At 69.7% G+C, this 22,567-nt stretch carries 19 protein-coding genes; 14 read left to right on the forward strand and 5 right to left on the reverse strand.

The genetic code is table 11. The features are described 5' to 3' along the window. Positions 1-100: 100 nt before the first annotated feature. The 7 genes from HYU53_02265 to HYU53_02295 all read left to right on the forward strand — a co-directional run bounded on the left by HYU53_02265 (position 101) and on the right by HYU53_02295 (position 8,743). Entirely contained in the window at positions 101-448 is a 348-nt protein-coding gene (locus HYU53_02265) for a cytochrome c (protein ID MBI2220015.1), read from the forward strand. An 8-nt stretch (positions 449-456) separates the two neighbouring features. Next, a complete protein-coding gene (locus HYU53_02270) occupies positions 457-2,241 on the forward strand; it encodes a DUF3373 family protein (GenBank protein MBI2220016.1) in 1,785 nt (594 codons plus the stop codon). Between the two features lie 5 nt (positions 2,242-2,246). After that, a complete protein-coding gene (locus HYU53_02275) occupies positions 2,247-4,451 on the forward strand; it encodes a molybdopterin-dependent oxidoreductase (GenBank protein ID MBI2220017.1) in 2,205 nt (734 codons plus the stop codon). Then, the gene (locus tag HYU53_02280; GenBank protein MBI2220018.1) at positions 4,448-4,984 is read left to right on the forward strand and encodes a 4Fe-4S dicluster domain-containing protein; all 537 of its coding nucleotides are present in this window, start codon (positions 4,448-4,450) and stop codon (positions 4,982-4,984) included. The genes HYU53_02275 and HYU53_02280 overlap by 4 nt, the downstream gene beginning before the upstream one ends. Positions 4,985-4,993: 9 nt before the next feature. Further along, positions 4,994-5,875 (forward strand): polysulfide reductase NrfD, encoded by an 882-nt coding sequence (gene nrfD, locus HYU53_02285; GenBank protein MBI2220019.1) that lies wholly within the window; start codon positions 4,994-4,996, stop codon positions 5,873-5,875. Positions 5,876-5,938: 63 nt separating this feature from the next. Then, complete coding sequence (locus HYU53_02290; GenBank protein ID MBI2220020.1) at positions 5,939-6,328, forward strand: Spy/CpxP family protein refolding chaperone; 390 nt, start codon at positions 5,939-5,941, stop codon at positions 6,326-6,328. 24 nt (positions 6,329-6,352) lie between these two features. Continuing rightward, on the forward strand, positions 6,353-8,743 hold the full coding sequence (locus HYU53_02295; protein ID MBI2220021.1) for a penicillin acylase family protein: 2,391 nt from the start codon (positions 6,353-6,355) through the stop codon (positions 8,741-8,743). On the opposite strand, the gene HYU53_02300 is transcribed toward HYU53_02295, so the two are convergent. Continuing rightward, positions 8,740-9,870 carry a DUF2029 domain-containing protein gene (locus HYU53_02300; protein MBI2220022.1) on the reverse strand — a complete coding sequence of 377 codons (1,131 nt, stop codon included), beginning with the start codon at positions 9,868-9,870 and terminating at the stop codon, positions 8,740-8,742. The genes HYU53_02295 and HYU53_02300 overlap by 4 nt on opposite strands. A gap of 177 nt (positions 9,871-10,047) precedes the next feature. Here HYU53_02300 and HYU53_02305 point away from each other — a divergent pair, with 177 nt between their 5' ends. From HYU53_02305 to HYU53_02315, 3 genes are all read left to right on the forward strand, one after another. Further along, positions 10,048-10,227, forward strand: a complete 180-nt coding sequence (locus tag HYU53_02305) for a hypothetical protein (protein MBI2220023.1) — start codon at positions 10,048-10,050, stop codon at positions 10,225-10,227. 38 nt (positions 10,228-10,265) lie between these two features. Then, the gene (locus tag HYU53_02310) at positions 10,266-10,625 is read left to right on the forward strand and encodes a hypothetical protein (protein MBI2220024.1); all 360 of its coding nucleotides are present in this window, start codon (positions 10,266-10,268) and stop codon (positions 10,623-10,625) included. 287 nt (positions 10,626-10,912) lie between these two features. Then, complete coding sequence (locus HYU53_02315) at positions 10,913-12,103, forward strand: hypothetical protein (GenBank protein MBI2220025.1); 1,191 nt, start codon at positions 10,913-10,915, stop codon at positions 12,101-12,103. An 84-nt stretch (positions 12,104-12,187) separates the two neighbouring features. Here HYU53_02315 and HYU53_02320 read toward each other — a convergent pair whose 3' ends face one another. Continuing rightward, entirely contained in the window at positions 12,188-12,862 is a 675-nt protein-coding gene (locus HYU53_02320; protein MBI2220026.1) for an HAD family hydrolase, read from the reverse strand. Between the two features lie 17 nt (positions 12,863-12,879). On the opposite strand from HYU53_02320, the gene HYU53_02325 reads away from it, so the two are divergent. After that, positions 12,880-13,629 carry a PilZ domain-containing protein gene (locus tag HYU53_02325; GenBank protein MBI2220027.1) on the forward strand — a complete coding sequence of 250 codons (750 nt, stop codon included), beginning with the start codon at positions 12,880-12,882 and terminating at the stop codon, positions 13,627-13,629. Here the strand turns inward: HYU53_02325 and HYU53_02330 are convergent. Continuing rightward, complete coding sequence (locus HYU53_02330; GenBank protein ID MBI2220028.1) at positions 13,626-14,915, reverse strand: adenylosuccinate synthase; 1,290 nt, start codon at positions 14,913-14,915, stop codon at positions 13,626-13,628. The genes HYU53_02325 and HYU53_02330 overlap by 4 nt on opposite strands. Positions 14,916-14,958: 43 nt before the next feature. On the opposite strand from HYU53_02330, the gene hutH reads away from it, so the two are divergent. The 3 genes from hutH (at position 14,959) to HYU53_02345 (ending at position 19,445) form a co-directional block, all read left to right on the forward strand. Next, on the forward strand, positions 14,959-16,488 hold the full coding sequence (hutH, locus tag HYU53_02335) for a histidine ammonia-lyase (protein ID MBI2220029.1): 1,530 nt from the start codon (positions 14,959-14,961) through the stop codon (positions 16,486-16,488). A gap of 82 nt (positions 16,489-16,570) precedes the next feature. Next, positions 16,571-18,250 carry a urocanate hydratase gene (hutU, locus tag HYU53_02340; protein ID MBI2220030.1) on the forward strand — a complete coding sequence of 560 codons (1,680 nt, stop codon included), beginning with the start codon at positions 16,571-16,573 and terminating at the stop codon, positions 18,248-18,250. A gap of 40 nt (positions 18,251-18,290) precedes the next feature. After that, positions 18,291-19,445, forward strand: coding sequence for a hypothetical protein (locus HYU53_02345; protein ID MBI2220031.1), 1,155 nt, complete (start codon positions 18,291-18,293; stop codon positions 19,443-19,445). On the opposite strand, the gene rnc is transcribed toward HYU53_02345, so the two are convergent. Further along, positions 19,442-20,416 carry a ribonuclease III gene (gene rnc / locus HYU53_02350; GenBank protein MBI2220032.1) on the reverse strand — a complete coding sequence of 325 codons (975 nt, stop codon included), beginning with the start codon at positions 20,414-20,416 and terminating at the stop codon, positions 19,442-19,444. The genes HYU53_02345 and rnc overlap by 4 nt on opposite strands. Next, the gene (locus HYU53_02355; GenBank protein ID MBI2220033.1) at positions 20,413-22,551 is read right to left on the reverse strand and encodes a SpoIIE family protein phosphatase; all 2,139 of its coding nucleotides are present in this window, start codon (positions 22,549-22,551) and stop codon (positions 20,413-20,415) included. The genes rnc and HYU53_02355 overlap by 4 nt, the downstream gene beginning before the upstream one ends. Positions 22,552-22,567: the final 16 nt, after the last annotated feature.

Below are 22,567 nucleotides of genomic sequence, written 5' to 3' on the forward strand. Positions count from 1 at the left end.
ACTCCGTTTCATTCCTCCCCTCCTTCCCCGGCTTTCGGACGATTTCCGGCCGCTCCCATGGGCATGTTCGTTGCCCCCCACACGTGCGGAGCTTTCATTCATGACTACTCGTTCATGGGCGCCGGTCGCCGCCCTCGTTGCCGCGACCCTGGTCATCACCGGCGTCGCCTTCGCGGGCGGCGCGAATCCAAATCGTGGCAAGTCGCTCTTCCGCACCGCCTGCAAGAGCTGCCACGTGCCGAAAGGCGCGGCCAAGGATCTGTCGCCGCTCACCAAGACGCAGGCGCAATGGGAGCGCGCGTTCAAGAAGGACGTCGCCAAGATGCTTCCGCGCGTGACGGAGAAGACCGGCCGGTTGCTGCTGCCGGCCGACGTCGCCGACATCCAGCACTTCCTCGTCTCTCATGCCGCGGACTCGGACCAGCCCGAGACGTGCGGCCTCAAGTAGGAGGCGCGATGCGAACTCTCACACGCGTTGCCGTCGCTGCCGCCGCAGCCGCGCTGCTCGCCGTGCCCGCGCGAGCCCAGGAGACGCAGAACAGCGTGCAGGCTGCCGCGACCGAGGCGGCGCTGCGCCTGCAGGTCGAGCAGCTCGAGCAGCAGCTCGCCGCGCTGAAGACGCCGCCCACGCTCGCGGCCCTGCGCGACAAGCTTGCCGCGCAGGAAACCGCGCAACAGGAGCAGGAGGCGCGGATCGAGCCGCTCGAGCGGAAGGCCGCGCTCGATCGGATTAACTTCACCGGCGAGATCCGCATCGCGAGCGACACCCTGAACGGCACGCAGGCGCCGTACTTCGACGGGCTGAAGCTGCAGAAGGGCATCGTGGACTCGATGTTCTTCATGATGACGAACCAGGGCGCGTTCCCGACGCCGGCGAGCGCCGACCCGTCGTCCATCTACGCGGTCCTCGACAACAACGTGGCCGCCCACTACGCCGACTATCTCCTGTTCACGAGCCGCCTCACCTTCGCGGACTTGAAGGCGGCGATGGCCCAGTTCCCCGCGGCGCAGCAGGCCGCGATGATGCAGATGCTGATGCCCGCGACGCTGCGCGCCGAGCAGGACTACACCAACAACATCCTGTACACGACGCGCATCCGCGTGAACATGAAGACCGACCTCGCGAAGGGACTCTCCTTCTCCGGCCGCCTCGCGATGTACAAGGCGTGGGGCGACAGCGCCGGCGTGCAGGTGTTCAACGGGCAGCCCACGTCCATCAACATCGACGGCACCACCATCGGCGTCCCGAACAGCGACATCGTCCGCGTCGATCGCGCGTACTTCGACTGGAACCAGATCGGCGGAACGGGGCTCTACCTTTCGGTTGGCCGCCGCCCCTCGACGGGCGGTCCCCCGACCGAGATGCGCGAAGGGCGCCTGCGCGGGGGCACGCCGCTCGGCCACGTGGTTGACTACCAGTTCGACGGCGTCACGGTCGGCTACGCCTTCGGCGACAAGATGAAGAACGCCATCTGGCGCTTCTGCTACGGCCTCGGGTACGAATCCGGGTTCGGCAGCGGCGATCAGCTCAAGGCGCCGGGCGATCGCCTCAAGGACGTGCACTTCGGCGGCCTCAACCTGGACCTGTACTCCACCGACACCACGTTCGTCCAGGCGACAGTGCTCCGCGCGATGCGCGTGACCGACGGGTTCAACTCGCTCGTCGTAATGCCGGTGGATCCGGTGACCGGCAACGCCGCGCCGGGACCGGCGGTGATGCGCTTCACGCCGTCGTCCAACATCGGCGACATCGATCTTGCCGCGCTCGCCATCGAGCGGACAGAAGGGCCCGTGAAATGGTTCGGCTCGGTCGCCGGCATGTGGTCGCATCCCGAGGACATCACGACGCCGTTCGGCGGATTGCTGACCGACCCGTTCTCCGTTCCCGAATCACACGACGCGTGGTCCGTGTATACCGGCCTGCGGTACGACTTCGGGCAGACGCAGGTCGGGGCCGAGTTCAACCGCGGGAGCCGGTACTGGTTCAACTTCACGCACGCCGCTGACGAGATCCTGCTCTCCAAGCTGCAGACCCGCGGCAACGTGTACGAAGTCTACGTGAACCAGCAGATCGGCAAGTACGGGCAGCTGCGGGTCTCGGGGCTGCAGTACGACTACGAGTACAGCGGCAGCGGCTGGCATCTCGGCGCGCCGAAGAGGCTCGACGAGACGCCGATGCTCGGCTTCCCCACGTACAAGGACATGTTCAACCTGCGGGTCGCCTTCGGCGTCCGCTTCTGACACCCATGAACCGGCGTCGATTTATCCGTGTCGCGGGCGCCGGCACCCTCGCGGGTGCCGGCGCCGTCGGCCTGACCGCGGCCGGCTGCGGCCGCGTCCGGAAACTCCTGCAAATAGACAACGCGCCTTCGGCGCGCGTCGCCGCCCGCGGAGCGACGACGAAGGTGTTCAGCATCTGCGACAACTGCGTGAACAAGTGCGGCATCATCGCGCACGTCGCGCGCGGCCGCATCGTCAAGCTCGAGCCGAACCCCGCGTTCCCGAAATCGCGCGGCATGCTCTGCGCGAAGGGGAACGCCGGCGTGAAGACGCTGTACGACCCCGACCGGCTGAAACATCCGCTGATCCGCACCGGCGAGCGCGGATCGGGCGCGTGGCGCAAGGCGACGTGGAAGGAGGCGCTTGATTTCACCGCCGAGCGGCTGCTGGCGATCCGGGAGCGCTACGGGCCGCAGGGGGTGCTCTTCAGCTCGTGCGAATCGTTCCAGGAGCGGTTCTTCCGTTCGCTCGCGCAGGCCTGGGGCTCGCCGAACCTCGTGCGCCACCCGAGCGTCTGCCTCAGCTCGAGCAACCTGGCGTGGTTCATCACCTACGGCACGGTGCCCGAGTTCGACCTCGCGCACGCCGACTACGTGATTGCCAGCGGCGCGAACCGCTTCGAGTCGTTCATCACGCCGGACAGCGTGGACCTGAGCGACGGCCTGAGGCAGCGGAAGGCCAAACTCGTGTACCTCGATCCGCGGTTCACCGTGACCGCGTCCAAGGCCGACGAGTGGTTGCCGATTCGTCCCGGCACCGACCTGGCCTTCTATCTCGCCCTGATTCACGTCCTCATCGAGGAGCAGCTCTACGACCGAGCGTTCGTCGAAGCCTACACGCACGGATTCGAGGAGCTTGCGGCGCACGTGACGCGGTTTTCGCCCGAGTGGGCGGCGGCCGAGACCGAGATTCCTGCCGATCGCATTCGCGCGATCGCCCGCGAGTTCGCCGCGCGCGCGCCGAAGGCCGTGATTTACCGCGGGCGGCGGACTTCCTGGTATCAGAACGACACCGAGATGCGGCAGGCAATGGCGATCGCGAATGTCCTGGTCGGGAACTGGGACACGCCGGGCGGGGTGGTTCCCAACGAGAAGCTCGACCTCGGCGCGCCCGAGCCGCCGGAATACCCGTGGCCCGACGCCGAACGCGTGGACGCCATCGCCGAACGGCATCCGCTCGCGAGTGCGGAAGATGGCGCGTACATCGAGTTGCGCGACGCCGTGCTCGCGGACCGGCCCTACCCGGTGCGGGGCTGGATGATGTTCAAGCACAACCCGATGCACACCCTCCCGGACCGGCGCCTCACCGAACAGATGTTCCGCAAGATGGAGTTCGTGGCGGTCATCGACATCCAGCCGACAGACAGCGGGTGGCTCGCCGACGTGATCCTGCCGGAGTCCACGTATCTCGAGCGGACCGACCCGATCGAGGAATTCAGCGTGCCGTACGCGTTCGCCGCGCTGCGCCAGCAGGTCGTCAAGCCGCAGTTCTCCACGCGGCCGTGCCTCGACATCATGAAGGGGCTCGCGGCGCGCACCGGTCTCGGCCGCTACTTCGATTTCGACATCGATCAGTACATCGCGGCGCAGCTCGCGCCGCACGGGATCGATCGATCCGCGTTCGAGGCGACCGGCGTGTGGTCGAACCGCACCGCGCGGCAGTACGGCGTCACGCGCAACCCCGAGTTCAGGTTCCGGACGCCGTCCGGAAAGATCGAGCTGGCCAACGAGCGGCTGCGCAGGAACGGCTACCCTCCCCTCCCGGAGTACGCACCGCCTGCGCAGCCGCCCGGCGGACAGTTCCGCCTGCTGCCGGGCAAGCAGGCGCTGTTCACGCACGCGGCCAACCAGAACAACGAGTGGCTGCACGAACTGTGCGCGGAGAACCGCCTGTGGATCAACCGGGCGGTCGCCGAGTCGAAAGGCATCGCCGACGGCGACCAGGTGCGCGTCCGCAGCCGCATCGGCGAGGTGAAGGTGCGGGCATTCGTCACCGGCCGCATCCGCCCCGACTGCGTGCACCTGCCGCACGGCTTCGGCCACACGACCTCCGCGCTGCGCCGCGCCTTCGGCCGCGGCGCGAGCGACCAGGACTTGATCGAGCCGCGCTGGGACCGCATCAGCGGCAACGCGGCCCTGCATGAGACGTTCGTGACCGTGGAGCGCGTATGAGACTGGGCATGGTGGTCGACACGCAGCGGTGCCTGCACTGCGGCGCGTGCCTCGTGGCCTGCAAGGCCGAGAACGAAGTGCCCACCGGCCGGAGCCGCAACTGGGTCGCGGAGCGCGAGGCCGGGACCTTCCCCGGCATCGGCGTCCGGATTGAGCCCGGACAGTGCATGCACTGCGAGAACGCCCCGTGCGTCCGGGTCTGCCCGACGGGAGCGAGCTACGTCGATGCCGACGGTGTCGTGCTCCTCAACCCGGACGACTGCATCGGGTGCCGATACTGCATCGAGTCGTGCCCCTACGACGCGCGTTACTTCGATGAGGACTCGGGCACCGTCGACAAGTGCACGTTCTGCGTCCATCGCGTCGCGCACCGGCAGCAACCCGCGTGCGTACTCACCTGTCCGGCGAAGGTACGGGTCTTCGGCGACCTCGATGATGCGCAGGCGCCCGTCTCGCGGCTCGCGGCCGAACGCGGCGGGGCGGTCCTGAAGCCGGAAGCGGCAACTCGACCGAAGATTTTCTATCTTTCATGAGGTGACCTGGTGCACGACGAACCCTCCTGGGGCCTGCTGATCGTCATCTACTTGTTCTGCGGCGGGCTGAGCGCCGGCGCGATGATGCTGTCGGCCACCGCCATGCTGCTGGGACGCGGCGATCGGTATACGGCAATCGTCCGCCGTGGTGCGTTCCTCGCGCCGTTGCCGGTCATCGCTGGCACGGCGCTGCTCGTGTTCGATCTCGGCCGGCCGCTGCTCTTCTGGAAGCTGTTCGTCGCCCTGAGGCCGCTCTCGCCGATGTGGATCGGGAGCTGGCTGCTCGCCCTGTTCTCCGCCGTGACGCTGTTCTACGCGTACCTCCAGCTGCCCGCCCGCTGGCGGCGCTGGCGCGTGCCGCACGGGGATGCGTGGGCACGCCGGCTGGCTGTCGCCGGCCTGCCGCTCGGCCTCGCCGTGGCCGTCTACACGGCCGTTCTCCTGGGCGTGCTCGTCGCCCGGCCGTTGTGGAACACGCCGGCGCTCGCCGTGCTGTTCGTGCTTTCAGCGCTCTCTTCCGCAGCGGCGGCCCTGATGCTCATCACGCCGGCGGCGGAGCACCCCGCGCTCTCGAGGGCCGACATCGTGCTCATTGCCGCCGAGACGCTCACGCTCGGCGGCCTGCTGTTTTACGGGGTCGTCTCGTCCAGCTCGGCGCGCCACGGCGTGGGCGTGCTCGCGGCTGGTGACTGCGCGCTGCCGTTCTGGCTTGGCGTCGTCCTCCTCGGGCTGCTCGTCCCCGGCGGCATCGAGGTCCGCGCCGCACGCGCGCATCGCGTGCCGCGAGCGCTGGTCACCCTCGCCGCGTGGCTCGTGCTGGCCGGCGGCTTCCTGCTCCGGTACGTCGTCGTGTACGCCGGCCAGCAATCGGTGCTCCTCCGCGGTCTTTAACCTCCGTCGCCTGCCGCGGTCTAACCAGAGCAGGAGGACGAGTGCAGAGGCCAGCGGAGGTCCCTGACCGACGCGCAGCGCGACGAGATCCGGAAACTGCGCGAGGAGACGCGCGCCGTGCAGCGCGCCGGCGCGCAGAAGCTCCAGGAGGCGACGCGCCGGTTGCGCGAAGCTCTGTTGGCGGACGACCCGGATCAGCGAACAATCGCCGCGCTCAGGGACGAGGTCGCTCAGCTCTCTCACCAGCTCCAGGCGCGGCGACTGGACCAGCAGGAGCGAGTGTCCCGGATCTTCACGCCGGAGCAGCGCAGGCTGTTGCGCGAGCACCGTGGCCTGTTCCGGGCGCGTCGCGCGTTGATGCGTGAGCGCCGCGAGTTGATCCGCGACCGCCGCGAGTTGATGCGCGAGCGTCGGCATTTGGTCCGGCAACGCCGGCAGCTCATGCGAGACTAGGCGCGCCTGAGCTAGTATTGCCGGGTGCGTCGCTGGTCGATCCGGGTTGCCCTCCTGCTCTTGCTGACCACCGTCGCTGTCGCAGCCGCCATCGCCTGGCGGCTGTGGCAGTCCTTGCCGGAAACCTCCGGGACCCTCCATGTCGGCGGGCTCCATCAGCCCGTGGAAATCGTCAGAGATCCGGAAGGCGTGCCTCACATCCGCGCCCGCAGCGAAGCGGACGCCCTGTTCGCGCTCGGATACGTCCACGCGCAGGACCGACTCTGGCAGATGGATTTCCAGCGCCGGCTCGCGGCAGGACGGCTCGCCGAGATCCTTGGCGCGGCCGCCGTCGATACCGACCGGCTGATGCGGACGATTGGGTTCGCACGCGCCGCGCGCACCGCGGTGGCGGCGATGGCGCCGGAGACGCGGGCCCTCGTGGACCGCTACATCGCCGGCGTCAACGCGTATCTCGAAGGCCACGGCGGCCGGAAGCTTCCCGTCGAGTTCGCGATCTTCCGCTTCTCACCGGAACCGTGGAGAGCCGAGGACGTTCTCGCGTGGCAGAAGGTGATGGGCTGGTCGATGAGCACCAACTGGCGGGAGGAGATGCTCCGCGTGCGCCTCTCGGCCAGGGTCGGCCCCGACGGGGCCTCCGACCTGCTGCCCGCCTATGCCGCGGGCGGCCCACTGGTGCTGCCGGAGTTCCAGCCGGCAGCGCCCACCGACCCGTATGCCGTTTCCTCGAAAGAAGAAACGGCGGCGCTCGCGAGGGCGGCGCTGAACTTTTTCGAGAAGGTCGCATCCGATCCGATTCCGCCCGGCGGTTCGAACAACTGGGTCGTCAGCGGTTCGCGCACCGCGACCGGCAAGCCGCTGCTGGCCAACGATCCCCACCTGGGCACCCAGGCCCCAGCCGTCTGGTACGTCGCGCACCTCACCGGCGGGCCGCTCGACGTGATCGGCGCGACGTTACCCGGCGCTCCGGCGGTCGTCATCGGCCACAACAAGCGGATCGCGTGGGGCGTCACGAACATGATGTCCGACGTCCAGGACCTGTTTGCCGAGCGGATCAATGAGCGCGACGAGGCGCTCGTGGACGGCCGATGGGAGCCGATGCGGATCCTGCACGAGGCGATCGCCGTTCGCGACGCGCCACCGGTCGCGCTGCGCGTCCGCCTCACGCGCCACGGGCCGCTGGTGTCGGACCTGTTCGACGAACGCGCGGCGCTCGCCCTGAGGTGGACCGGTCACGATCCGTCGGATCGCACCGCGGAAGCCTTCCTCCGCGTCAATCGCGCCGAGTCATGGGACGGGTTCGCGGCCGCCTTCGAGGGCTATCACCTGCCGATGTTGAACTTCGTGTACGCGGACGTGGACGGCAACATCGCGTACCTCGGTCCTGGCGCGCTGCCCGTGCGCGCCGGTGACGGCCGGGCGCCGGTGGACGGCTCCTCCACGGGCAACGACTGGCGCGGGTACGTGCCGCTGCCGGAGCTGCCGCGCACGCTCAATCCCGCGCGCGGCTTCATCGCGAGCGCGAACAACCAGGTTGTCTCTCCCAGCTACCCGCACCCCGTCAGCACGTCGTGGGACGCTCCCTACCGCGCGGCGCGGATTACCGAGGTGCTGGCGTCGATGCCGCGCGCCACGCTCGACGACATGAAACTGCTGCAGACCGATCAGCGGTCCGCGCAACCGATCGCGATTTTGCCGTTCCTCCTGCAGGCCGCTCCCCGCTCGGACGCAGCGCGGGACGCGATCGCGCGCCTCGCGAGATGGAACCGATCGCTCGCCGCCGACAGCGCGCCGGCCGCCCTGTTCAAGGCATACTACGCGCGCGCGGCGCGGCGCATCGTGAGTGACGAGTTGGGCCAGCCGCTCTGGAACGACTATCGGCCGTTCACCGGCAGCGTGGCAAAAGCGTTCGACGGGATCGCACGCGATCCGCTCACCCGCTGGTGCGACGATGTGAACACGGCGCCAAGGGAGACGTGCCCGGATATCCTGGGAGGGGCGCTGGAGGAGGCGCTCGCCGACCTCCGCCTCGCACAACGATCCGGCGATCCCGATGCCTGGCGCTGGGATCGGCAGAACGAGGTCTGGTTCCCCCACCTGCCGCTGCAGGCCTCCCCCGTGCTGCGCCCGTTCTTCAGCCGCCGCGTGCGTCGCGGCGGCGACGCCTTCACGGTCAACCCGTCGATGCCCGTGCGCGACCAGATGCTGGTCTCGTCGTACCGCCAGATCGTCGATCTGTCGAACCTGGACGCGTCCGTGTTCATCCTGCCCCTGGGGCAATCGGGACAGATCTTCAGCGGCCGCTACTCCGACCTGCTGAACGACTGGAACGAGGGTCGGTACCGTCCGCTGCGGTTCTCGCGGGCGGCGGTCGATGCGGCGGCGGAGCGGCGCCTGGTGCTCGAGCCGCACTAGGCGGCGCGGCGGAGCCTGACCCTGACCGCGACGGCGAGGATCGCGAGGTAACACACCGTGATGATGGCGAGCGACATGAACCGCGCGTACGCGGCCCGCCCCATCACGTCGTACAGGCTCAACGCCACGGCCAACAGCGCCACGATGAAGACGGCGCGCTCGCCGCGCGGCAGGCGCGCCGCCTGCGCGATGAGCAGCGCGACGAGCGGCGTCGACAGCAGCAGGGCGTAGTCCCAACCCTGCGGCGTGACGAGCGGAATCAGCGTCAGCGCCATCCCCACCTCGAGAACCTCCGGCGAGCGGACCCCGCCGCGCCGTGCGAGCGCCACCACACAGGCGGCCGCCAGGACGCCAATCGTCGCGGCAGAGAGCGTGGCGGCGGCAGTGCCCCATCCGATCCACTTCGCGTACATCGCAAAGACGGAGATGCTGTCGGCGTTGGTCAACAGCGGCACGCTCGTCTCCGACGCCGTCTGCCACCACGCGCGCGTGAGCGCGATCGTGCCGCTGACGCCGTAGACCACCACGGGCAAGGCGGCCACGGCCACGCCCGCCAGCGCCGCCGCGGCCGCGGCGCGCCAGCGGCGCACGGCAAGCAGGTACGGCACGAACGCCACCGCGTACGGCTTGACGAGTATCGCCGCGCCGAAGGCCGCTCCTCCCGCGGCGTCGCGCCCCCTCAACAGCGCGCCAAGCGCCGCGACGCACAACGCGCCGAACAGCAGGTTGGCCTGGCCGAGCACCAGTTCGTGGGCGTAGAACTTCGCCATGGCGGCCACGGTGAGCGCCGCCAGCGCCCGGCGGCTCAGCGACGACTCCGGCACGATGCTCACCGAGACCCAGACCAGCGCCGCAAGGCAGAACACCGACAGCGCAATCCAGATCGCCTTGGCCGCCGGCAGGGTCACGCGCGACAGCGGTGACACCGCCACGGCAAACGCGGGCAGGTACTTGAACCGGTAGTGCCCATCGGTTGCGCGGTAGAGCGGCTCGGCCACCGCCGCCCGAGCGCCAGCCGCCCAATACACCTCGAAATCGCGCATTTTTCGCTGCGCGACCGTCGCGAACAGAACAGCGGACGCCAGCACCAGGGCGGTGACGCCCGCCAATTTGCCGAGCTGAGACATGAAGACACGCGGATGGTATCAGACGGCGCGCCCGCTCTTTGCATCCGGATCGGCTCGTGTTCGACATCGACCCGGGCCCGCGCGTCGCATGGCCTCGAGTCATCGAGACCGCGCGCCTCGTGCGCCAGGCGCTCGAGGCCCTGGATCCGGCCAGTTTCGTCAAGAACACCGGCAGCCGTGGCGGAGCGGATCGCGGACCAGGATTCCGCGTTCTACACGTCCGCCGACCACCTCACCGTGCTCACCGCGCCGGCCCGTCTTGCGCGCCAGCGGCGCGACGCGTGGGCGGAGTACTGGCGCACGCGCCAGCGGATCGGCGCGCGCGCGTTCAGCGCGGCCGTTGGACGCTCGAGATGAGTTCGGCTATCATCCCGGCGGGTACAGGGAGGCATTTGATGGCCAAGAAACGACCGAGGAAGCGTTCGAAAGCCGGGGGCCGCGCGGCGTCACGGCGTGGCGCAAGCCGCGGCGGCAAGAAGACTGCCCGAACAGGCGCGCGCAAGGGGGCGGCCCGCGGCCGCAAGGGGGCTGCGCGGAAGACGGCCCGTAAGGCTGCCGCGCGCAAGGGCGGAGCGAAGAAGATCGCGCGGCGGAGCACGGCGCGCGCGACCCGCCGGCCGGCCGCACGGCCCGAGCCGATGGCGGTCGAAGGTCCGGCGGTTGGATCCTTCACTGACATCCCGGCCGCGGGCGACATCAGCCAGCCCTCCGGCGTGGGCACCAGGGATTTCGGGCGCGACAACGACGAGATGTAGCGGCGGGTCGTGGCAGCCACACTTAGCGGATGCTAATGTGGCTGCCCGGCGCCCGCGCGGGGCTTGCCTTCTCCGTCTTGGCGGGCCCACCGTCCGCATCGAGGGGCACCTCCTCCCTAACTTCCGCAAGTACGCCCTCCCCGAGCAGGCGCCCGGCAACTCGAAGGATTGAGCCGCTGGTTGAAGCGCTACTGCATGCTCCGCTGAGCTGGCGCACGCGCGAGCCGGGCACAACCCTTGCTCCCTTTCTCCACGGACATCAGCACTTGTGTAGAGGAGGAGCACCGATGGCACGAACGTCACCATGGCCCGCGATTGCGGGTATTGCGGCGCTGATCGCGCTGCCGGCCTTCGCGGCCGCGCAGACTTCATCACCCGATGAACACCTGACCGCGGCGAAACAGACTCTCAACAGCATTCCGCGCGCCGGAGTCACCGGACGCCACGCCGCGAAGATGAACGACGTGCGCCGCCACTTCGCCGCGCTCGAAAAGAGCTACACCGCGAAGGCGGCGGGCAGCGCGGCGGGAGCGGCCGCGCGCAGCTCGCGCGGCCCGAAGAGTGGCAACTGGAACACGCACCTGATAGCGCTCGACCGTGCGTTGTCCGACCTGCTCGGGCCGGGCGGTGGCGCGGCTTCCGAGGCCGCCGGCACGAGCCGCACGACGGCGCTCGACAGCGACGTGCGCGCGAAGCTCGAAGAATTCCGCACCCACATCACGCAGTTTGCGGCGGCGGCGAGCGGCGCCTCGGCGAGCGGATCGATGACCAGCGCCGCGGGCACGAGCAGCTCGGCAACCCCGCCCACGAGCACGACGCCGCCCGAGTCGACCCAGACGGCGCAGAGCGCGCCGGCACACGGCACCCACCCGCAGCCTCCCCCGACGAGCAGCACGAGCGCCGCTGCGCAGGCTGACGCGAACGCGGCGCGCGAGCACTTGACGCAAGCCCGCCAGTCGCTGGCCGACGTGACGGCGATGCCGCAGGCGCAGCAGCTCCAGGGAGACACCCGCAACAAGGTGTCGCAGCTGATCAGCCAGTTCAATCAGCTCATCACGACGCAGGGTGACTGGCGCTCGGCGTACAACGAAGTGAACGCGACGCTGACCGCGCTCCTCTCGGCCTCCGCATCCGCGACCGCTTCGACGAGTTCGTCGACGACCGGCGCGGTCGGGACAAGCGGGACGACGGGCGCACCGGCGAGCGCGGCGCTCGATCCGGCGATCCGCGCGAAGCTCGAGGAATTCCGGACCCGGCTCCAGGCGTTCCACAGCGCCGCGGGCGGAGAGACGGCTGAAACCCACATCGCGGCGATCGAGAAGATCCTGAACGAGGCGTCCGGCGGCGGCAGCAGCGCCACGGCATCGACGTCAACCACCGGCACGAGCGGCGCGACCGGCACCGTGACGCTCGATCGCGCGAAGCTGGAGGAGATTCGGATGCACCCTCAGCAGCTGCGGCAGTCCATCCGGCGCTGAAGCGCTTCACGGGACACGAGCACCAGGCACGAGGCACGAGGATATTCCTTGTGCCTTGTGCCTTGTGCCTTGTGCCTCACCCTGTCAGCAGCGCAGCAACCGCTCCACGACCGCGTCAGGTGGCTCCCAGCAACCAATCTGGCCGGCGATGACGGATTGATCCGGGCAGGGACGCTTCAGGGGATTGAACCAGACTGACCGGATGCCCGCTGCCCCGATCATGATCGTCTCTTCCGGTGCGGCACCCAGCTTCTCGAGCGCCATCCGGAAGATCGCGGGGTCAGGTTTGGCGCAGCCGGCTTCTTCCGACACCAGCAGCACGTCGATGTGCTCGCGCATGCCGCACGCGGCAATCTTGTCCTGCTGCTCGCTCAGGATGTTGTTGCTGACGACGCCAATCGCGCCGTGAGGGCGAAGCGTCTTCAGCAGCGCCACGGCGCCCGGGACCGGGCGGCGCGCTTCGCGGTACGCGGCGCGATACGCGCGCGCCGCCTGTTCGATCTCGCCGGCGCGCGGTGTTCCGCCGTGCGTTTCCACGAGCCGCCTGAATCGCGCGATGCGGGCATCGTCCACGCTCAGGGCGCCGGCGAGCACCTGTTGATGAACGGACTCGAGGACGACGCCGTGCCGCTCTTCGAGCACGTCCAGGGGAAGCGCCGCCAGGGCGGGCAGGTGCCGCTGAATCACGCCGAGCGCGACGCGCGTGCTGTGGCGGTGATCGAACAACGTGTCGTCCAGATCGAACAAAAAGGCCCGCATGTTATGATCGTTTTTCCATGTCCGCTGCGGTAGTCATCGGCTCCGCGGACCTGCTGCCGGCGCTCGTGTCACGAGCGGGTCTGGACGACGAGACGCTAACGTTTTCAGACTCCGAGCCCCTCGAAGCGCTGCAGGCGATCAACGAGCACCAGCCCCGTCTCGTGGTCCTCGAGCGCCTCTTTGCCGCCACCTCGCGCGGCGCGGCCCTGATCAATCGGCTCAAGAGCGATCCCTCGCTGGCGGAAACCGAGATCCGAGTCCTGTCGCACGCCGGCGACTACTCCCGCGTCATCGCCCGTCCGGCGGCGGTGGGCGTCGGCGCCGCGACCGGCGCCGCCAAGACCGCGAAGCCGCCCGAGCCGGGTCCCGTCGCGCCCGCAGCGCCGGGACCGCCGGCCGCCGTTGATGCCGCGGGCCGCCCGCTCGACTGGCACGGCACGCGGCGGTCGCCTCGCTTCCGCGCCCGCCCCGGCCTCGAAATCCAGCTGGATGGCGACCCGGTCTCGGTGATCGACATGTCGGTGATTGGCGCGCAGGTGCTCTCGCCCGGCATGGTCCGCCCCGGCCAACGCGTGCGCGTGACGATCACGCGCGAGGGGGGCAACCCGCCAATCCGCTTTCGCGGCGTCATTGCGTGGGCCAGGTTCGAACTGCCGCGCCGCGCGGGAGATCCCGGCCCGCACTACCGCGTCGGCATCGAGTTCATCGACGCGGACAAGACCCTGCTCGAGCGCTTCTGCCAGGACAACAAGGCCGTCGAACGCTAGGCGAACCAGCGGCCGGCAATCGAATCGCCGCGGATGATCGTGTCCTCCCGCTCCGAGCCCGTGGACACGATGGCCGCGGGAATCCCCGAGACTTCCTCCAGCCGCGCGAGGTAATTCCGCGCCTCGGCCGGGAGCGCGTCGAAGCTGCGAACGCCCCGCGTCGGCTGCGACCATCCCGGCATCGTCTCGTACACGGGCTCGCACGCGGACAGCTGCGCGATGTCGCCCGGGAACTCCTGGACGATCCGGCCGCGATGGCGATACGCCGTGCAGATCGGGATCTCGTCCATGCCGTCGAGCACGTCCATCTTCGTGATGGCGAGCGCATCGAGCCCGTTGATGCGCGCGGCGTACCGCACCGCAACGGCGTCGAACCAGCCGCAGCGCCGGGGCCGGCCGGTGACCGCGCCGAACTCTCCGCCCTTCTGGCGGAGCCGTTCCCCCGCTTCGCCGTGCAGCTCGCTGACGAGCGGTCCTTCGCCGACCCGCGTCGTGTACGCCTTGGCGACGCCGAGGACGCCCTGGATGGTGCGTGGACCGACGCCGAGCCCCGTGCACACGCCGCCCGCCGTGGCGTTCGACGAGGTCACGTACGGATACGTACCGTGATCGATGTCGAGGAGCGTGCCCTGCGCCCCCTCGAAGAGCACGCGCCGGCCGGCCGCGCGCGCCTGCGCGAGGTACAGCGAGACGTCCGCCACCCAGCCGCGCATCTTCTCCCACTGCGCCCGGAGGTCGGCGACGACCGCCGCGGCGTCCATCGGCTTGCCCTCGACGAGGCGGTTGCGCGCGTCCACGTTGTGTCGAATCGCCTCGCCGAGCGCGCCGAGGTCGCGCAGATCGCCGACGCGCACACCGCGGCGCGCCACCTTGTCTTCGTAGGCCGGACCGATGCCGCGCGATGTCGTGCCGATTTTCCGTTCGCCGCGACGGGCTTCCGACAGCAGGTCGAGCTCGCGGTGGTACGGCAGGATCAGGTGCGCGCGGTCGCTGATGACCAGGCGGTCGCCGACCCTGATGCCGTTCTTCTCGAGCTCCGCCACCTCGGCGAGCAGCGCCTGCGGATCGATGACGACGCCATTGCCGATGACGCAGGTCAGCCCGTCGTGCAGAATCCCCGATGGAATCAGGCGCAGGATGAACTTGCTGCCCCGCACGTAGACGGTGTGGCCCGCGTTGTGCCCACCCTGGTAGCGCGCGACGATCGAAAAGCGCGGCGCCAGCAGGTCGACGATCTTCCCCTTGCCTTCGTCTCCCCACTGCGCGCCCAGTACGACAATGTTCATAGGACGCTCAGGCTGTAGAATTGCAAACACACCATTCTAACGCATGGCGATCCTCCTCGACGGCTCATCGCTCACCCTCGAACAGATCGGCGACATCGCGGACCGCCGGGCTGAAGCCGGCCTGGCGCCGGCGGCGGCCGCGCGCGTGCGCGCCGCACGCGCCGTCGTGGATCGGATGGCCGGCGGCGAAGCGCCGGTCTACGGCATCAACACCGGGTTCGGATCGCTGGCGGACGTCCGGATTGCGCGTGAGGCGCTGTCGGCGCTGCAGGTGAACCTGCTGCGGAGCCATGCGTCCGGCGTCGGCGAGCCGCTGCCGGTGCGCGCCGTGCGCGCCGCCACGCTGCTACGGGCCAACGTGCTCGCGAAGGGGTTCTCCGGCAGCCGCGTCGAAACGGTGGAGGCCCTGATCGCGCTGCTGAACCGCCGCGTTCACCCGCGCGTGCCCAGCCGCGGCTCTGTCGGCGCGAGCGGCGATCTCGCGCCGCTCGCGCACCTCGCGCTCGTGCTCATCGGCGAAGGCGAGGCGATCGCCGAGGACGGCACGGTGATCGGCGGTGCCGACGCGCTGCGCCGGGCCGGACTCGAGCCGCTGTCGCTCCAGCCGAAAGAAGGGCTGGCGCTCATCAACGGCACGCAGCCGTCGGCGGCCGTGCTCGCGCTGGCGGTCGCCGACGCCGAGCGGCTGGCGCGCGCCGCCGACATCATCGCCGCGATGGCGGTCGACGCGCTCCGCGGCTCGTACCATCCCTTCGAGGCGCGCATTCACGCACCGCGCCCGTACGCGGGACAGCGCGCGGCCGCCGCGAACCTGTTCGCGCTGCTGCAGGAGAGCGGCATCAACAAGTCGCACGAAAACTGCGGCACGGTGCAGGACGCCTATTCGCTCCGCTGCGCCGCGCAAGTGCACGGCGCCGCCCGCGAGGCCATCGGTTTCAGCCGCCGGATTGTCGAGATCGAAGCGAACGCCGCGACGGACAACCCGATGGTCTTCGCGGCGGATTCGCCCGGCGGGGAAATTGTCTCCGGCGGCAATTTCCATGGCGCGCCCGTGGCACTTGCCGCCGATACCCTCGCCATCGGCGTGGTCCAGCTTGCGTCGATCAGCGAGCGGCGCGCCGACCGGCTCATGAACGCCTCGTTGAGCGGCCTGCCGGCGTTTCTCACGCGCGACGGCGGGTTGCATTCCGGATACATGATGGCGCAGGTGGCCGCCGCGGCACTGGTCTCCGAAATGAAGGCGACGGCGCACCCGGCCAGCGTGGACACGATTCCGACGTCGGCGAACCGCGAGGACCACGTCAGCATGAGCATGTTCGCCGCGCTGAAAGCGGCGCGCGCCGTGGAGCTCGCGCGACAGGTGCTGGCGATCGAGCTGTTGTGCGCCGCACAGGGACTCGACCTGCTCGCGCCGCTGCGCACCTCGCCGCCGCTGGCGCGGGCGCACGCGCACGTCAGGACGAGGGTCGCACCGCTCGCAGGCGACCGTCCGCCCGCGCCCGACATCGCGCGGATCGCGGACCTGATCGCCGACGGCTCTCTGGAAAACGCGTGCGGAGTAGATGTCAAGTAAGAAATTTTTTCTTTCAAATTGACAACGCGCCCGGAGCTTCTTAGATTTCTACTCCTCGCCACCTCGGGACTACGTTCAGCAGATGCGCACACTCGCCCGCCACGTTACGGCTCCCCGCGGCACGTCGATCAGCTGTCAGGGCTGGCCGCAGGAAGCCGCGCTGCGCATGCTCATGAACAACCTCGACCCGGACGTGGCCGAGCGGCCCGACGATCTGATCGTGTACGGCGGATCGGGCCGCGCCGCGCGGAGCTGGGAGTGCTTCGACGCGATCGTCGCCTCGCTCCGCTCCCTCGGCGCCGACGAAACACTGCTCGTGCAGTCCGGCAAGCCCGTTGCCGTGTTTCGCACGCATCCCTGGGCGCCGCGCGTCCTCATCGCCAACGCCCTCCTGGTCCCGGCGTGGGCGACCTGGGAGAACTTCCGCGACCTCGAAGACCGCGGTCTGACGATGTACGGACAGATGACCGCGGGCAGCTGGATCTACATCGGGACGCAGGGCATCCTCCAGGGGACCTACGAGACGCTCGCGTCGGCGGCGCGCAGGAACTTCGACGGCACGCTCGCGGGGCGGCTCGTCGTCACGGCTGGTCTGGGTGGCATGGGCGGGGCGCAGCCGCTGGCCGTCACGATGAATGGCGGTGTGGCCCTGGTGGTGGAGGTCGATCCCGGACGGATCGCGCGACGCCTGGCGACGCGATACGTGGACGAACAGACCGCGTCGCTCGACGAAGCCCTGGCGAAAGCCGCGGAGTGGACGAAGAACCGCGTTCCGCGCTCGATCGCGCTGCTGGCCAACGCCGCCGACGTGCTGCCGGAGCTCGCGCGCCGCGGCGTGGTGCCGGATGTCCTCACCGATCAGACGTCGGCGCACGACCCGCTCAACGGCTACGTGCCGAACGGCATGACGCTGGACCAGGCGGAGACGCTCCGGGGCGTTCGGCCCGACGAATATCTGAAACGATCGTACGCGGCCATGGGCGCGCACGTGCGCGCCATGCTCGATCTTCAGCGGCGCGGCGCCATCACGTTCGACTACGGCAACAACATCCGGGCGCAGGCGCAGAAGGCGGGCGTCGAGCGCGCGTTCGAGATTCCCGGCTTCGTCCCCGAATACATCCGGCCGCTGTTCTGCGAGGGCAAGGGGCCGTTCCGCTGGGCCGCCCTCTCGGGCGATCCGGAGGACATCCGCGCCACCGATCGCGCGGCGCTGGAGATGTTTGCCGATGACGAGCCGCTCTGCCGGTGGATCCGCATGGCGGGCGAGCGGGTCGCGTTCCAGGGATTGCCGGCCCGCATTTTCTGGCTCGGCTACGGCGAGCGCGCGCGGTTCGGGCTGAAGATCAATGACATGGTCCGCCGCGGCCAGCTGAAGGCGCCGATCGTCATCGGCCGCGATCACCTGGACACCGGGTCGGTCGCCTCGCCGAACCGCGAGACGGAAGGAATGCGGGACGGCAGCGACGCGATCGCGGATTGGCCCGTGCTGAACGCGCTCCTGAACACATCCTCGGGCGCGACCTGGGTGTCGGTTCATCACGGTGGCGGGGTCGGAATCGGCTACTCGCTTCACGCGGGCATGGTGGTGGTCGCCGACGGCACGCAGGAGGCCGCCGAGAAGCTCGAGCGTGTGCTCACCTGCGACCCCGGCAGTGGCATCGCGCGGCACGCCGACGCGGGGTATCCTGAGGCCATCGCCACGGCGCGCGAGCGCGGCGTACGAATCCCCATGTTGAAGAGCACGGTCGAGAACGAGCGATGACGCCGCGACCTGAGCCTGTCGCAGGCCGCGAGGAGAAGCGATGACCCTGCAGCGTCCGCTGCTCGAGCGCCGCGTCCTGGCGGCCCTCGACGCCTCGCCCCGCCGCATCCCGGTACTGCTCGGGGCGTGCGGCAGCGGCCGGACATCCGTCCTGATGCGGCTCAGAGAGCAGTTCGGCCGCTCGACGTGCCAGTACGTGGACGTGGAGCGCGTCGCGACCACGCCGGAGCGCTTTCTCCAGGCGCTGCGGAACGATTCACCGTTCGCTCCTCCGGCGCCGAACGCCCCCGCGCCCGCCGATGCCACGGCACGCGATGCGCTCGAGGCGCTGCTCGTCTTCCTCACGGCCTCGCGCGCGCCGGGCGGCAGCCCGGCCACGTTCCTGCTGGACGAGGCGTTCGAGCTGCGCACCTTCGAGAGCTTCCCGGGGCTGCGCACCGTGCTGCGCGACTTCGTCGCGGCGCTGGCCGCCGGCTCCAACCGTTTCGTGCTGACCAGCCGGTATGTCTCCCGCGCGCAGCGGCTCCTTCGCGATGCGCCGGCGCAGTTCGAGATCATCAACGTCTCGCCGCTGAGTGCCGTCGAGACCCACGCCTCGCTGGGCGACGGCGCGAGCGGGCTGGACGAGGAGACCACGCGCGCGATCCACGCGCTGGCCGACGGGCGTCCCGCGTACGCGCGCGCGATCGCGAGCGCCACGCAGGCCATGAAGATGCGCGGGCCCGCCGATCCGGTGGCGGCGCTGACCGAGTTGCTCGCCCCCGGCGGCGCGCTGTTCGCGTCCTGCCGCTTCTGCTACGAGCTGCGGCTGCATCGCGCCCGCGGATACGGCGCGCTCAAGGCGATCCTGGAAGTGCTCGGCGCTGAAGAGCCGCTGACGCTGACCGAGATCGCGCACCGGCTGCGCCGCACGCCGGGATCCACGAAGGACTATCTCTCCTGGCTCGAAGACGTGGACCTGGTCGAGTCGAAGCAGAAGCGCTATCGTTTCACCGATCCGCTCCTCCGCCTCTGGGTCCGCCTCCACTGCCGTCCTGCGCCGATCTCGGACGAGCATCTTGCGCGCGAGGTGCACGGCTACGCGATGGCGCGACTGCCGCAATCCGGCACGCCACCCGCCCCGGAGCCCGCGCCGGCTCTCGCCATGGCCGGCGCAGCCGTCGCCTCGTCGGACGGGATCATCGAGATCGATTAGGTCTGGCCGCTCTCCCCGCCCGGCGAGCGATTCAGCACCTCGAGCGCGAGGCGGGCGGCCTCCTGCTCCGCGCGCTTTTTCGAGCGCCCCTCGGCGCGCGCCATCGGCGCGCCGCCCACCCAGACCTCCACTTCGAAGCGCTTGCGGTGGGCAGGGCCGGTCTCGCCGGCAAGCCGGTAATCCGGCAGCCCGCGCTCCTCGGACTGCAGCCGCTCCTGCAGCGCGGACTTGTAGTCGGCCGTGTACGAGGCCTCGTCGCTCGTCACCTTGGCCTCGTCGATGAGCGGGCGAAAGCGGCGCGCGATGAACTCGCGCGCCGCCTCGATGCCGCCATCGAGGTAGATCGCGGCAATGAGCGCCTCGAAGCTGTCGGCGACCAGCGCCTGTTTGCGCCGCCCGCCGCTCTTCTCCTCGCCGCGGCCCAAAATGAGGAACTCCCCCAGCCCGAGGTCCACGGCCAGCTGGGCGAGCGACCGCTCCGACACCAGCCAGGCTTTCATCTTCGACTTCTGCCCCTCGTTGTGCTGGGGAAACTCGCGGAACAGCATGTCGGCGATCGCAAAGCCGAGCACCGCGTCGCCGAGAAACTCGAGCGACTCGTTGTCGAACACGCCGCCGCTGACATCCTCGTGGACCGACGAGCGGTGCGTGAGCGCGTGCTCGAGCAGCCCGTGATCCCGGAACCGGTAGCCGAGCCGCTGCTCCAGGCCCCCGAACTCGTCGCGGATCCGCACCACGCGCCCGGCGACGACCTCCTCGCGATGGCTGGCGATGACCGCCAGCGCCTCCTCCATCTGATCGGGATTGACCGCGATCCGCAGCTCGCCTTCGCCGCTGATCGCGAGCGGAAACACCGACCGCGTCAGGTGCGACAGCAGGATCGCGTCGATGCCGTTCGCGTCGAGCAGGCCCCTGACGATGTTGGCCTCGATCTGGGACGCGGTGCGAAAGATGACGACCGGCTCGCTCACGAGACCGCGACCTCGCGCTCCGGCATTGACGCCGGCGTCCCCACATCCACCACCTTCACGAGGATGAGCGTCAGGTCGTCGTGCTGGTCCGCCTCGCCCACAAACGACTCCACCTCGCGCAGGATCCGCTCGCGCAGCTCCGCCGACCGCAGGTGGCCGTGCTCCTCGACGATCCGTCGCAGGCGCGCCTCGCCGAACAGCTCCTGGTCGCCATCCATCGCCTCGGTCACGCCGTCGGTGTACAGCACGAACACGTCGCCGCGATCCAGCGGCACGTGCTCTTCCTCGAGCAGCGCGGTGAACTTCTCGCCGATCCCGTCGATGCGCAGCCCCACGACGAGCCCGCCGGGCAGAAGCGCCTGCGCGAGCCCGCGCCTGGGCCCGCGTGCCGGCAGGTAGATCATCGGCGTGTGCCCCGCGCGGCAGTACGTCATCGTCGCGGTGTTCAGATCGAACACCGCATACGTCATGGTGATGAAGCTGCGGCTGTCCAGGTTGTCCGACAGGATGCGGTTGACCTCGATCAGCAGTTCCCGAGGGGACTGGTGGCGCTGGGCGAGCGACAGGAGCAGGCCCTTCAGCTCCGCCATGTAGAGCGCCGCCGACGTGCCCTTGCCGGACACGTCGGCGACGAGAATCGCCACGCGTCCCTCCCCGAGCGGGAAGAAGTCGTAGTAGTCCCCTCCGACCTCGCGCGCGGGCACGCAGAGCGCGGTGACCTCCAGGCCGGGCATCGACAGCGGGCCGCGCGGCAGGAGCGACATCTGGATCTCGCGCGCGATCCGCAGCTCTTCTTCCAGCCGCTTCTTCTCCGCCTCGGTCTGCAGGAGGTGCTCGATGCTCTCGGTCATCGTGTTGAACGACGCGGCCAGCTCGCCGAGCTGATCCTGTGTCTTCACCGCGATGCGATGCGTGAAATCCCCCTGCCGCACGCGCTCGGTCCCGGCGAACATCTCGTGCACGGCGCCCGTGATCGACCGCGCCAGCGCGACCCCCATCGTCAGGGCCACGAGCTGGATGATGACAAACAGCGCCGCGATGCCGACCAGGATGACGACGAAGGTCTGGCCGAGAGGCGACCCGCCGAAGGCCGGGTGCGCGCCGGAGATCCGCGCGTACAGGCTGCGGGGCGTCACGTCGAGGCTCAGCGACGCCCGTCCCGACGCGCCGGTCTGCCAGTCAACGTACTCGAGAAAGGCGACGCTGCGCTCCCAGATCCCGGGCGAGGTCCCGCCTTCGGCCGTCTGCGCCGCGTCGGCCGGCCGGGGCTGCACGATTGCGCTCGCGGCGCGGCGCAGCCGCCCCAGCAACGGGCGGGCGCGCGTGGTCTGGTTCGCCGTGATGGTGATCCCGCCCACGCGAATCCCGGTTTGATCGTTGAGCGCTTCGATCACCTCGCCGTCAAACGGCAGGTCCACCACGACGGCGTACGCGGGGTCGGCTCCCTCGGGCAGCTGCACCGCGCGGAGCACCAGCTCAGGCTCGTTCGGCGCGTCCTCGTGCACCATGGCCAGCGTGCCGCGGAACTCGCCGCGCTTGATCACCCAGTCAGGGATGGCGTCGGGCGGCTCGAGATGGCGCCACGGGCCCGCCGCCAGCACCGTGCCGTGCCCCGGGCGGAGCGGGACGATCGCGAGCGACATCTCGGGATACCGGTTGCGCAGGTTGTTGCGGCGGCGCTCGAGTATCGCCCCGCCGCCCTGTTCGATATTCCGCGTGCGCGACAGCTCGGCGGCCGTGGTGCCCGTCATCAACTGCACGGTGTTCAGCAGGCTGCCGTAGCCGTCGCTGAACAGATACGAGCTGAGATTGAGAAACAGGAGGAACGCGCCCACCAGGAAGAACATCGCGATGAGCAGCGCCGGCACGAACCCGATGAAGATGTAGGAGAGGATCAACTTGCGCCGCACGCGCCAGAGCAGGCGCCGGCGCAACGCGCGCGCGAGCCGCCACACGAACAGCAGCAGCACGCCGAGGATGACGAGCGTGGCGACGGCCTCGACGAACGCGAGCCCGTCCGGCAGCGGCCGGACGACGCCGGCGGCCGCGAGCACCAGCTTCACCGCCGCCGCGACGAGGAAGGCGCGGCCGGCGAGCGTGCGCAGCAACGTCGCGCGCGTGTGCTCACTCAGCATCGCAATTGAAAACCGG

It is taken from the genome of Acidobacteriota bacterium, assembly GCA_016184105.1.
In the GTDB taxonomy this organism is placed as follows: domain Bacteria; phylum Acidobacteriota; class Vicinamibacteria; order Vicinamibacterales; family 2-12-FULL-66-21; genus JACPDI01.

Bases quoted from the DNA above. Each gene is read 5' to 3' on its own strand.
- HYU53_02265 (MBI2220015.1), top strand. From the start codon at position 101: ATGACTACTCGTTCATGGGCGCCGGTCGCCGCCCTCGTTGCCGCGACC.
- HYU53_02320 (MBI2220026.1), bottom strand. From the start codon at position 12,862: ATGCGGGCCTTTTTGTTCGATCTGGACGACACGTTGTTCGATCACCGC.
- HYU53_02270 (MBI2220016.1), top strand. From the start codon at position 457: ATGCGAACTCTCACACGCGTTGCCGTCGCTGCCGCCGCAGCCGCGCTG.
- HYU53_02355 (MBI2220033.1), bottom strand. From the start codon at position 22,551: ATGCTGAGTGAGCACACGCGCGCGACGTTGCTGCGCACGCTCGCCGGC.
- hutU (MBI2220030.1), top strand. From the start codon at position 16,571: ATGCGCACACTCGCCCGCCACGTTACGGCTCCCCGCGGCACGTCGATC.
- HYU53_02300 (MBI2220022.1), bottom strand. From the start codon at position 9,870: ATGTCTCAGCTCGGCAAATTGGCGGGCGTCACCGCCCTGGTGCTGGCG.
- HYU53_02325 (MBI2220027.1), top strand. From the start codon at position 12,880: ATGTCCGCTGCGGTAGTCATCGGCTCCGCGGACCTGCTGCCGGCGCTC.
- HYU53_02275 (MBI2220017.1), top strand. From the start codon at position 2,247: ATGAACCGGCGTCGATTTATCCGTGTCGCGGGCGCCGGCACCCTCGCG.
- HYU53_02345 (MBI2220031.1), top strand. From the start codon at position 18,291: ATGACCCTGCAGCGTCCGCTGCTCGAGCGCCGCGTCCTGGCGGCCCTC.
- HYU53_02310 (MBI2220024.1), top strand. From the start codon at position 10,266: ATGGCCAAGAAACGACCGAGGAAGCGTTCGAAAGCCGGGGGCCGCGCG.
- HYU53_02330 (MBI2220028.1), bottom strand. From the start codon at position 14,915: ATGAACATTGTCGTACTGGGCGCGCAGTGGGGAGACGAAGGCAAGGGG.
- hutH (MBI2220029.1), top strand. From the start codon at position 14,959: ATGGCGATCCTCCTCGACGGCTCATCGCTCACCCTCGAACAGATCGGC.
- HYU53_02315 (MBI2220025.1), top strand. From the start codon at position 10,913: ATGGCACGAACGTCACCATGGCCCGCGATTGCGGGTATTGCGGCGCTG.
- HYU53_02280 (MBI2220018.1), top strand. From the start codon at position 4,448: ATGAGACTGGGCATGGTGGTCGACACGCAGCGGTGCCTGCACTGCGGC.